The 12,824-nt window shown below is 35.0% G+C and carries 6 protein-coding genes; 2 read left to right on the forward strand and 4 right to left on the reverse strand.

The features are described from left to right. Positions 1 to 14 precede the first annotated feature (14 nt). A complete protein-coding gene (locus tag C8N41_RS00800; protein ID WP_115837786.1) occupies positions 15 to 749 on the reverse strand; it encodes a LytR/AlgR family response regulator transcription factor in 735 nt (244 codons plus the stop codon). A gap of 29 nt (positions 750 to 778) precedes the next feature. Then, on the reverse strand, positions 779 to 2,920 hold the full coding sequence (locus C8N41_RS00805) for a tetratricopeptide repeat-containing sensor histidine kinase (protein ID WP_249033210.1): 2,142 nt from the start codon (positions 2,918 to 2,920) through the stop codon (positions 779 to 781). A 289-nt stretch (positions 2,921 to 3,209) separates the two neighbouring features. Between C8N41_RS00805 and C8N41_RS00810 the strand changes: the two genes are divergently transcribed. Next, on the forward strand, positions 3,210 to 4,190 hold the full coding sequence (locus C8N41_RS00810; RefSeq protein ID WP_249033211.1) for an SIMPL domain-containing protein: 981 nt from the start codon (positions 3,210 to 3,212) through the stop codon (positions 4,188 to 4,190). Positions 4,191 to 4,195: 5 nt separating this feature from the next. Then, on the forward strand, positions 4,196 to 5,362 hold the full coding sequence (locus tag C8N41_RS00815) for a vWA domain-containing protein (RefSeq protein WP_115837790.1): 1,167 nt from the start codon (positions 4,196 to 4,198) through the stop codon (positions 5,360 to 5,362). A gap of 53 nt (positions 5,363 to 5,415) precedes the next feature. On the opposite strand, the gene C8N41_RS00820 is transcribed toward C8N41_RS00815, so the two are convergent. Then, on the reverse strand, positions 5,416 to 6,429 hold the full coding sequence (locus C8N41_RS00820; RefSeq protein WP_092446573.1) for a PorP/SprF family type IX secretion system membrane protein: 1,014 nt from the start codon (positions 6,427 to 6,429) through the stop codon (positions 5,416 to 5,418). 7 nt (positions 6,430 to 6,436) lie between these two features. After that, the gene (locus tag C8N41_RS00825; RefSeq protein WP_249033212.1) at positions 6,437 to 12,751 is read right to left on the reverse strand and encodes a choice-of-anchor L domain-containing protein; all 6,315 of its coding nucleotides are present in this window, start codon (positions 12,749 to 12,751) and stop codon (positions 6,437 to 6,439) included. Positions 12,752 to 12,824 lie beyond the last annotated feature (73 nt).

The following is a 12,824-nucleotide window of genomic DNA, read 5'->3' on the forward strand; positions in this document are numbered from 1 at the left end:
ATAACCATATGTAATTACTTGAAATAAGATAACAAATCGGACTTTTTAGAAGCGGAAACTAAAATCTCTTTGCCATTACTTAACACTACGCTTCCTCCTTTGCCTTTAACGTATTTTACTATCTCATTTACGTTTACTAAATAGCTTTTATGTACTCTGGCAAAGTTGGAGTCTTTAAGACTCCCTTCTATGTATTTTAATGTTTTACTCACCAATTTCTTTTTATTGTTATTTAAAAAAATTTCAGTGTAGTTGTCATCAGCTTTACAATACATAATATCTGCTGTTTCTAAAACTTCAAAACCATCTTGTTGTGGAATTGTAATCTTACCATTTACAGTATTGGTCTTAGGTATTAAAATTTGATCTTGAAGAGCCTCTTCCTTTGTTCTAATTTCCGTTACATAATCTACCGCTTTTATTAGTTCGTCTATGGATATTGGCTTCATTAAATAGTAAGAAGCGTGTGCATTTAAAGCCTCAATAGCATAGTGGTTATAAGCGGTAACAAATATGGTTTCAAAATTAATATCACCAACTTTATCTAATAAATCAAAAGCATTACCATAAGGCATTTCTACATCTAAAAATACCACATCTAAATCATTATTACGGATCAGTACTAAGGCGTCTTCAATATTAGCCGCTTCCCCTAAAATTAAAATATTAGGACAGTACTTCGTTAGATAATTACGAAGGATTAACCTGCTATTTTCTTCGTCTTCAACAATTATGGCGTTTAATTTCATAGTATATAATTTGAAGTTGGGTGCTGTATTTAATCTTTTTTAAGTGTAACAACAACCTTAGTTCCTGTATCTTCTAAATCTTGAAAATCACTAATTGTAACATCAACTTTATCTTTATACATTTCATTAAGAATCGCGACACGCTTTTTAATGTTGTTCATTCCTTTTGAATTCTGCTTCTTCTGATGTTCTGTTTTCAGGGCTTTAGAACGCGTTCTACCAATGCCATCATCAGAAATACTAATAGTTATTTCCCCTTTAGATTTGGGCTGAATATCAATACTTAAATGCCCTTTTTCTGTTTTATAACGTAAACCATGCCAAACTGCATTTTCAATATATGGCTGAAGTAACATTGGTGGAATTTGAAATTCTTCGATATCTATTGAATCATCAACATTTATAGCGTAATCAAACTTATCTTGAAATCTAAAATGCTCTAGCTTTGTATATAAATTCAATAATTCTATCTCTTTTTTTAACGGGATAAAATCTTCCTCACTATTTTCTAAAACAGCACGCATTAATTGTGAAAAATCTGACAAATATTTGTTTGCTGTACGTTCGTCATTAGTCGCTATAAACGTATTTACCGAGTTTAAAGCATTAAAAATAAAATGAGGATTCATTTGGCTACGCAAGGATTTTAAAGCCAAAAGATTATTTGCCAAGCGCTGTTGCTTAATATATTTAAACATTAAAAAACCCGTAATTAAAAGCAGTACTAAGCCACCTATTAACGAGTATATAATAAGTTGCTGGCTCTTGTTGCGCTCTTGAGTTAACTCATAAGTACTTTTAGACAAGGCTCTATCACTTTCTAAAGAGGTGATTCTATTTTGCTGTTCAGCAATATTTCTACTAAAACGTGCAGCCTGAGAAATCTCTTGTCTTTTTTTAGCATATAATTCATCCACAACATCTTTATACTCGTTGTTATAAGCTATTGTTTTTTCTGTATTTCCTAATCTTGCATTTACCTCTGAAAGCTTTCGTGTTGCGTCTAATTTAACGTCCAAATCACCTCTTTCACCGGCTTCTTCCCTACTTTTCTCCAAATACGGAATGGCATTTGTCAAATCATTAATAAGTAAATAAGCATTTCCAATTTTATAGTTTTGCTTTTGCGAGGTAATAGGGCTTTCATTACTGATTATAGAGTCACTTTCAATGTCTCTAATACCTTCTATAGCTAGTTTTCTTAGTTCAATTTCACTTTCATAATCGGCATTTTCACTATTAAATTCTGCAACTTTAACTTGTTCTTCAACCGCACGCTTTTTGTTTTCTTGTGTTGCTAAATTCAATGAATTAGTAAAATAACTTTTAGCTTTATTGGTCTGTCCTTTCTCACTATAAACCTGTGCAATTTTCGAATTTAAGTCTGTAATTTTAGGCGCGATTAAGTGTTTTTTAGCAACTACTAAACCGTCCTCGTAAGATTGTATAGCACTCGTAAAATCTTTAGTTTTTAGATAAGCATCACCTATACCTTCTAACCATACAACTTTTTCATAGTTAGATAAGATGTTTTCATCGATTTGCTTATACGTATCAAGACTTGCTTTAAAATCGTCATTGTATAGGTAACCGTTTGCTAATTTTAGTTTTGCTGATGCTGTTTCTTTATTTTGAAGACTAATTTTATAAGCAGAAATTGCTAAATCAAATTGTTTCCAATGCATATAAATATCTCCCAACAACTCTTGTGCTTCTGCACTTTGAGCAGTACTTACATTGACATTTAGAGCATCACCAATAAATTTAATACTCCGTTCTGCATCTTTTTTGAGATAAGCATCAGCAGAATCAATCATTTGATTAAAACGTTTACTATCACTTGTACTTTTACTGCGAAAACGAGATTGCTTAGCATCTACGACTTCAATACTAATACGTTCGTTAGATTTTACAGTGTAGTAAATAGTTTCAAACTCGGGATGTTTTATAATAAGCTCATCACCAATTTTAGCTTGTATATTAAATGTACCGTCAAAACTTGTCGTTACATATTTACCTCCATTGACTAAAATCTCAACGTTTTTATAAGGTTTATTTGTCTCTTTTTCGGACACCGATCCTCTAAGCGTAAAAGCAACATTTTCATCCGCACTCTTTATCTCTCTATTTTGTCCGAATGATAGAAAACCTACCAGACAAAATAATAACAATATATAATATGTTTTAGAAATTCTCAATGAGTATGTAATTAGTTGGACTAAACTACATACTTTATTTGGTATCAAAAAATGAAGCTCTTGCATTTTAGAAACATTACAGTTATAAATGGCCTCTTTCACTAAAATTATAGAACGGTTTACGCAGTCAAAGTAACGCGTTGCTCATTCTGGTTTTTAATCCTTGTTTTTTCCGTAGAGCTTTACCACTTAAATCAAAAAACAATTTAAAATGAAATCAATCAATTTTACCCTCTTACTTGTTATACTAAGTTGCGCAATAATGACAGCACAACACCGAGGAAATTACAATGAAATTACCCAAGATATTTCTAGACAGAATATTTTAAGCTCTGGAAATGCTCAAATCTATAATCCAGCCATTCAACAGCAAATTCATCAAACACTCCATCCTAGTAATGTATTAACGGTTGATGTAAAAGCCCTTCAAAATGTAAGTGCTACGACTTACACAGCCATCTTTAACGTCTCTCAAATAGGACCTACTGCCGAAAGTACAAATCAATTGATGAAAGCGCGAATAGACCAAATTAAAGACCAGCTAAATTTAAATGGTATATCGCAAAACGATATCGCCATAGATGTTATTTCTTTTATTCCTATCTATGAGGTTGAAGTCACAAAGAAATTATTTAGCAAAACTTATACTGAAGTCCCAAAAGGATTTGAATTGCAACAAAACATTCATATTCAATTTACAAAAACCAACCAATTTGAAGCCATTTTATCAGCTTGTGCCCAAAGTGAAGTTTATAATCTGGTAAAGGTTGATTATTATATAGACAATATACAAGAAGTGTATAAAAACCTTCAAAATCAATTATTGAAACTCATAGAAGACAAAAAAGCATATTATAAAGCGTTAGGCTTTGATATGTCTACCTATAATTTAGCTATCGCAGATGATAAATACTGTTATTTCCCTAAGGATTTCTACCAAAGTTATCAAGCTTATAATAGCACATCTATTGAAGCTTTAAATAAAAACAAAGCCATTACAACGGTAAAAAAACAAACCTCTTATTACTACCAACCTTTAACTTATGAGCATTTTGATGTAGTGATTAACCCTTCAATATTAGAACCGGTTGTTCAAATTGGAATGAATATAAAGCTAGTCTTTACTCCAAAACCAAAAGAGCAGAAACCTACTCCTGTTGTAGAAACAAAAGTAGACCACAAGTATTATGTGATTTCTCCAAATGGAACCATAGACGTTAAAGAATTAAATACTAAAAAGTAATAAACATGAAAACAATATTAAAAACCTTAACACTAGCATTAAGCATTGTATCGCTATCAGCATGCAACGCAAAATCAAAACATAGCGTTCAAGATTTAGCTGTTACCACAACTGTTCTTAACACATCTATAAAAGCGATAACGCCAGAAATTAAAGTAGCCTTATTATTAGATACTAGCAATAGTATGGATGGGCTAATTGACCAGGCTAAAGCACAACTGTGGAAAATTGTAAACGAATTATCGTACGCCAAGTGCGACACACAACATCCAAACTTAAGAATCGCACTTTACGAATACGGAAATGATAACCTTAATGCAGAAGAAGGTTACTTAAGACAAGTCTTACCGTTTAGTAATGATCTAGATGAAATATCAAAATCCCTGTTCTCACTGACTACAAATGGAGGTAACGAATATTGCGGAAAAGTAATTAACTCAGCTTTAAATCAACTAGAATGGGGAAACGAAGCAAAAGATTTAAAACTTATTTTTATTGCTGGTAACGAGCCATATTCTCAGGGTCAAGTTAGCTATAAAGAGGCCTCTAAATTAGCTCATGAAAAAGATGTAACTGTAAATACTATTTTTTGTGGCGACTATGATTTAGGTGTGTCTACACAATGGAAAGATGGAGCCGATTTAACACACGGTAATTATATAGCTATAAATCACAACCAAGCTACAGTTCATGTAGCTTCACCATATGATGATAAAATTTTAGAGTTGAATGAACAATTAAACACAACTTATGTGGCTTTTGGCAGAAGAGGTAAAGCTAAAATAGAGATGCAGGCCGAACAAGACTCTAATGCTAGAAGCTATAACAAAGCGAATGCCGTAAGTAGAACAGTATCTAAAAGTTCGCGTTTATACACTAACAGTTCTTGGGATTTGGTTGATGCTACAGAAGAAGCGAACTTCTCTTATGATGACCTTAAAGACAGTGAATTACCAAAAGAATTAAAAGGAAAATCGAAATCAGAAATTAAAATATATGTTGAAGACAAAGCTAAACAGCGCAAAAAGATTCAAGAGCAAATAGCAATTCTAAATCTTAATCGAAGAAAATATATCGCTAAACAAAATAAAGCTGCAAATAACGACTTAGAAAGCGCCATGATTAACGCTTTAAAATCACAAGCTGAACAGAAAAACTATAAATGGGAATAAACTTAATTTGGTAAAATAAAAAAGGCTCAATCTAAATTGAGCCTTTTTTATGTTTAGTTTATCGCAGGACAGTTACATTCATACTTCTCTCGTTTACAATTAAAGTTGAAACCGAGTGTTAACTGATGAAATCCACCTGTATTAAAATTCACCGTATTGGCTTGGTAAGAATAGGTATAAGCGAATACAAAATTATTGTAATCAACACCTATAAATGGTGTAATATATTGTAATTTTTGACTAGACACACCAGATCCATCCTGAAATTCGGCGCCATCTAAACTACGTCTGTAAGATAAGCCACCCCAAAGTTTACCAAAGTCCATTTCTTTATACACTTTAGCATTAATATCAATTGAAGATTCTGCGGTAGCATCTCTATACATATACATTATAGAAGGTTCATAGCTCCATTCGCTACCAAATTGACTAAAAGTATAACCTGCAGACAATAAATATGTTCTTAAATTTTTAAATTCAAATTCACCATTTTTATTATAATTGACACCATCATTATCCAAAATATTTTTAGCTGTAAAGTGCGCATAGAAATCTACAAAATGGTAAGACAATCCTACATCTACGTTAAAATTAGTTGCGCTTTGTTCGATTCCTGCTACGGCTTGGTCAAATTCACCAGGTGCTAACCAACTTGTTTCATCGAGTTTATATTGCAAAAAACCTGCACTTAAACCAAAAGACAACATGTTTAAATCAATTTCATTTCTTGAGAACATTAAGTGATACGCAAAAGTTGCGTAGCCACCTACTGTTGAATGATATCCGTTTGAGTCATTAAAAAGCACACCTCCAATGGCCACAGGAGAATCTCCGATTCGTCCGTTCATACTAAGTGTTTGTAAGCTTGGAGCATCGTCAACACCAAACCATTGTTGTCTTGCTGTTAGTCTCACCTTAGCACAATTTGCCACACCTGCCATAGAAGGATGAATTAAATAATAATTATCTGTTAAATAATCCGAATAAATAGGAATACCTTCTTGGGCAAAGCTAAAATTTGCTACAAAAGCTATAAATGCTACTAAACAATACTTTTTTAATTTCATAATTTTTTTATCGTTTCAAGGTAAAATGGGCTTTAAATTCTTGGCGTAATCCGTTGCTAGGCTCGTCGTATTCTACTGTAAACCAGTAGTCGCTCGTTGGCATAGCTTCATTATTAAAAGTTCCATCCCAACCTTGACCATCAGGACTTAATTGCTTTAATAATTTTCCGTACCGGTCAAATATATAAATTTTTGCATTACTTCCAACACCTTCAATGTTCCAAGTTTCATTATTTCCATCTCCGTTGGGCGTAAAATATAGCGGATAATCGATAATAAATTTATTTATAGTGACTAATCCACAACCATTCTTATCTCTTGCTGTGATCTCATGTTCTCCTGTAGATACATTTGTGAACACTCCTTCATCTTGCCAAGGTCCTCCATCTAAACTGTATTCATAGACTCCTATTCCGGTGGCCACTGCCTCTAAAACGTGGTTATCTGCAAATGCTTGGGTCAATAATTCTACACTTAAACTTGGTGGTGCACTCTCTATAACGGTAGTAATATCCATATTAGTACAATTGGTCTCGGTAGATGTGCTCATATCTGTGACTAAAACACTATAGCTTCCTCCTTGGCTTGGCATTATACTCGGCCCTGTGGCTCCTGCTATTATGGTTCCTTCATAACTCCATTCAAAACTATAGTCTGTTGCTGATAGGCCTGTATCGATGACTAATGGATCTAAAACTTCGCTTCCATTTGTGTTTAAACACAGTGTATAGCTGTCTTCTAAATTAAATTCTGGTAACGGATTAACTTGTAAGGTTAATGCTGCCACTGCATAACAAATCGATGTATCTACACCTGTGCCATCTGGTGTATCATTATCTACCCTTGCATATATGATTTGTGGATTTACGATGTTTTCATATAATGTTGGTAATGGGTTCACCTTTAAATCTGCTTCTTCTTGTGTTTCATAATAACTAACCACATAGTTTGCTGCGTCCTGACCATCTAAGACTTCTATATCTCTTGTCGTTAAATCGAACTGCGCACTGTCGTTGCTTGGGTTTCCATCGGTTTCCATGTTATCGTCACAGGTTTCATACACTATAGGATCCATGTTTGGATTGGCTTGTGCTGCTTCCTGAACTTCGATATTAAAACTTTGGGTGCTGATAGAACAACCTGTAACGGTATTAGTAATGGTCACAAAAATTTGCTGTGGGTTGCTGATATTGGTATAAGGACTCACTAATCCGTTGATTCCTGCTTCGGCATCTGCCAGATTATCGTGGTAGCTCACTACAAATTGCGTTGGATCTTGACCATTTAAAACTTCCCCGTCTTTGCTCGTTAAATCGAAACTATCAAAGCCATCAGTAAATAATTCACATTGAATAAAATCTGTTACTGCAATAACCTCTGGTAAGGGGTGTACTATAATGGTAAAATCAACTAAAGCATAACAATCCGTTAAATCATTGGTGACACGTACATAAATCTCTTGTTCTGAGAGCTCCGTGTTGGTGTACTGTGTTGGATCTGGTATGGCATTAGTGGCTGCGTTAGCGTCTTCTAAACTCTCATAGTAACTTGCCGTAACACCAACTTCTCCATTAAGGATTAAAGCTTCATTTTCCGTTAAATCAAACACCTCTACTTCATCTCCAGTATTAAAATCATCACACAGCTCTATGTTAGGTAACAAATCACTTGGTGTAGGTGTTGGGTTCGGCATCACTCGGATGGTTAAGGTTGTAAAATCTACACAGCCTGTATCTTCATCGGTCACCACAACATAGAGTGTTTGTGGATTGGCGTTTAAACCATCTACAGAAGTGTTTGTATACTGTGTTGGATCTGGAATAGCATTGGTTTGAGACTGAGCATCCGCATTAGTCTCATAGTATGCTACTGACCAACTCGCATTACCGCCTGTTATCTCTGTGTCCTTTACGGTTAAATCGAATATTGTAAATTCATCTCCTGGTGTCTCTCCTAAATCATCACACTTACTCAACTGCGTCGGTTGTACCGCTACTGGTGGTAAATTAACTTCTAACTCAAACATACCTGTATCTTGACAGCCTGTTGTTGGGTTAAATAAGCGTACATAAATAGTTTGTGGATTTACTGTATTTGTAAAACTACCGACATTAACAATTGGGTTGTCTCCGTTTGCGGCATCTAATGCACTAACATGGTAAGTTAGTTCTACTTCTAATGGATCTTGTCCGTTTAAAATCTCAGCATCTTTTGTAGTGAGGTCAAACTGTGTAATACCATTATCATCAGAATCACATAACACATATGAATCGATACTTGTTGGTACTTCTGGAGAAGGCAGTACAATAAGTTCTAAAGTCTGTTCTGTAAGACTGTAACAACCTGTAATGGTGTTTTCTGAACGCACATAAATTATCTGGCTATTAGCCACAATATTGGTATACAACCCTGTGATGGCATTCTCACCGTTTTCAGCATCTGTTTGGGTCTCATGGTAGCTAATTGCTACATTTGGCTCTCCATTAATAACCTCTATAGTACGTTGCTCTAAATCGAATTCTGCAAAGCCATCATTATCGTCATCACAGACTTCTATAGCTGTAGGATTCGGCTCTGGTGAGGGCACCGGATTTACGCGTAAAGTTACCGTTACCGTATTATAACAGCTTGTGTTGTCATTTTCAGCTCTCACAAAAATGGTTTGAGCATTACTGGTATTGACATAGGGACTTGTTATTGGATTGGTAGCATTCTCTGCATCCGATAGTGTCTCGTAGTACGTTAAAGTAATTCCTGTTTGTCCGTTTAAAATATCTTCATTAGCTTCTTCTAAAATAAAACCTTCTTGTTCATCTCCTGGATTGTCAACATCACATCTTTCTAATGGTGCTGGCGTTACTAATACAGGTAATGGATTGACAATTAATTCTAAGCTTGTAATTTTATAACAGCCTGCAACTGTTGTATCGTCTTCGACACGTATCCAGATGATTTGGTTAAAATCGTCTATGTTAGTGTAGGCCATTGGGTTACTTATCGCGTTATTATCTGCAATAGCATTGGCTTCTGTCTCATAATAACTAACTAAATACTGTAATGGATCTTGTCCATTAAGCAACTCTGGTGCTTTACTTGTTAAATCGAACGTAGCAAAACCATCGGCTGAAATATCGTCACAGGCTTCTAAAGCTGATGGTTCTATTAATTGTGGCGTAGGTTCTACTATTAAATCTACTGGTACAATAGTGGCACAGTCTGTCGCTATTGTAGAACTTTCTACTCGTGCATATATAATTTGATAATCTTGCACAATGTTGTTATAGTCAACTGTGGTATCTATAGCATCTACTCCATTATCTGCATTAATTTCTGTTTCATGGTAGGTAACTTCTAGGCCTGATGCTCCTCCTGTGATCTCATTATCTAAATCTGTAAGTGTAAACACGCCTAGGCCATCGTTATCCGGATCACAATACCTCAGTGGTTGTGGCGTAAAGGCGATTGGAGCTTGTTGCACTATGAGTTCTAAAGTCGTGGTATCAAAACATCCTGTTATGGTGTCTTCTACACGTGCGTAGATAACTTGGCCGTTACTTGTATTTGTATATAAAGTAGGTAACGGATTCACCTCTGATTCGGCATCTGTTAAATTCTCATAATAACTTACTGAATAGGATGGATTGTTGCCTGTAATCTCTGTGTTCTTTAAGCTTAAATCCATCTCTGTTAATCCATCTGGTGTACCATCATCACAAACTTCTAAAGCTGTTGGAGATACCAATGATGGCAGTGCGTTGACGATTATGTCAAAACTTGTAATACTATAACAATTTGGATATAATGGGTTTTCTACTCTAACATAAATTGTTTCTTCACCTGCAATATTGTTAGTGTAAGTTGTTGGCAGATTATCTACATTATTCATTGCATCATCTTCATTACTATGAAATGACACTTCAAAAACCGCAGGATCCTGACTTCCTAAAATCGCAGCCTCTTGAGTACTTAAATCGAAAGTTCCAAAACCATCATTACTTATATCATCACAAACTTCTAAAGCATTTGGTGCCATAGCTAAGGCTCTTGTATTTACAACTAAGTTAAACAGGGCTGTTTCCGAGGCATTGTAACAACTTGAATCTCCTAAGCTTGTTACTCTTACAAAAATAGGTTGCGAATTCACGGTATTCGTATAGCTTAGAGGTAGAGCATTATCTCCTGAATCAGCATCATCAAAACTTAAATGATAAGTCACCATAAAATCTGATTCTGGTTGTACACCTAAAATACCAAACGTCTGACTATCTAAATCAAAGGTCTCTATGCCATTATTACTTTCATCATCACATAATTCTAGGTCTGAAACAGGATTGATTACGGGCTCTTGCATTGAAGATATAGTAAAAGACGTGATATCAAAACAAGTTTGAGTTGAATCCGCTAAACGTGCCCAAATCGTTTGAGGACTTGTTACATTAGTATAAGGATTAGGTAATGGATCAATATTATCCATAGCATTTTGTTCTGTAAGAAAATAGCTTACTGAAAAAATAGTTGGATCTTGATCACCCACTATAATATCATCATTTACGGATAAATTAAATTCTTCGGTACCAGTAGCGCTACAAACTACTAAATTTGGTGCAGGATTTGCGATGGCTCCCGTTCTAAATTCGACCAAAATAGGATCAGAGGAACCTGTACACACACTTTCTAGCTGAAAATCGGCATAATAAACTCCAGGTTCGGTCACAGTAATTGTAGAAGAAACTTCACCTGGAATAACTTCACCGTCCTTGTACCAAACATGAGTGGCGAGTTCGAGTCTTGTATCTAAAAGCACACCTGTGCCATCACACGGAGCCGTACCAGATTCAATCGTAATATCATCACCTAAACTACCACCTAAATTAAAACTACCTGCTTTAATAAATACTCCGGAGTCATAAGCATTATCTCTATCATCAGCAATCACCAATTTTATAGTATAATCTTCACCAGAAACAACATCTGCCTGTGCAGTAAAAACACTCGTTCTACCATCAAACGCAATTGGCGCACCATTGCTAGGTGTGTAAGCTCCAAAATAACGTTCATTTATGCCTCCACAACTTTCTCCATTATCTGGATGAATATTTGTTACTAAAATAGGAGTATCAGAACCAGGCAATACAGCTAAATTTGAAACATTGCCAGAGGAATCAGTCAATAAAAAAGCAAAAGCATCTGAATAAATACATTCAAAACCACCCATATCATATTCTTCAGACGCCATTAAAAATTCAAAACTGATACTATCTGCCAAGGGAGTAAAATCGAATTGAATATAGGTTGCATTATGAGAATCAACCCCTAACTCAGTATCTAAATCATCGTCTCCTGGCCAAGTACCAGAACCTTCACTTAATGTTCCATTATTATTAGGTCCTCTAGCTTCACTAGCATCACCACTTGTAAGCAACAAACCATCTTCAAAAGGAAAATCAACACCATTACTGACAAAATATCCAATACCATTTGGTTCTGAAGCACTATAATTAGTACCCGTTACGGCAACGATATTTGAGACGGAAGCACATGGGCTATCGATTAAAACATCTTCAATTAATTCTTCGGGAGTAAAAGTTTCTTGATCGACAACAACATTTGGCCCCAAAACAAACACGGTAACTGTAACCGTATCTGAACAACCTTGTGGATTTGTATCTGTTACAGTTAATGTTACTGTATATGTACCTGCAGCACCAAAAACATTACTCACTTCAGTGCCGGTTGCTGTATTATTATCTCCAAAGTCCCATTCATATGTTGCATCAGTTCCATCGACTGAAAATATAGCATCTGCAGAAAAATCAACAGATTCAAAAGGAAGAATACTAACAACACCAGATGCATTTGCCTCAGGAGTTGTAGTCAATGAGGCTTCTATATCTTGACAAGCAGTTGCACATAATATCTCTGCTTCCCAGCCACTAATACTTCCACTACTATTACTTGTAAATACAAAAGTTAAACATCCTGAAGTATTACTATCTGATGCAGATACAAACCCAGGTGACATCGGACCAGAGTATGTACCGATAACCTCTGCTGTGATATCATCTCCATCGTAAATAGTTAGAATGTCTTGATTGAGCTGCGTTACAAACTCAGTAAAATTAACTATTAAAAAACTGTCGTCATCCTGAGGACAAATAGTAGTTGTATAATTCTCATCATCACCATAATTGGTAAATTCTCCACCTGAATCGTAAAAAATATCTGGCGCACATCTATTAAATGTGCCATTTTCCATTGGTAAATCTTGAGAGAAACTTGTCGTTGATATTAAAAAAATAATGAAATAAAAGGTGTTTTTCATAATATAAAGCTTCAATTCAAAAGCTCATAAATGATTAGGTAAAAACCAATAACTAAACTTCCGAATTTTCTTA

Source organism: Winogradskyella sediminis, from assembly GCF_003387355.1.
In the GTDB taxonomy this organism is placed as follows: domain Bacteria; phylum Bacteroidota; class Bacteroidia; order Flavobacteriales; family Flavobacteriaceae; genus Winogradskyella; species Winogradskyella sediminis.

Coding starts and splice junctions, on each gene's coding strand:
- C8N41_RS00815 (WP_115837790.1), top strand. CDS start 4,196: ATGAAAACAATATTAAAAACCTTAACACTAGCATTAAGCATTGTATCG.
- C8N41_RS00820 (WP_092446573.1), bottom strand. CDS start 6,429: ATGAAATTAAAAAAGTATTGTTTAGTAGCATTTATAGCTTTTGTAGCA.
- C8N41_RS00810 (WP_249033211.1), top strand. CDS start 3,210: ATGACAGCACAACACCGAGGAAATTACAATGAAATTACCCAAGATATT.
- C8N41_RS00800 (WP_115837786.1), bottom strand. CDS start 749: ATGAAATTAAACGCCATAATTGTTGAAGACGAAGAAAATAGCAGGTTA.
- C8N41_RS00825 (WP_249033212.1), bottom strand. CDS start 12,751: ATGAAAAACACCTTTTATTTCATTATTTTTTTAATATCAACGACAAGT.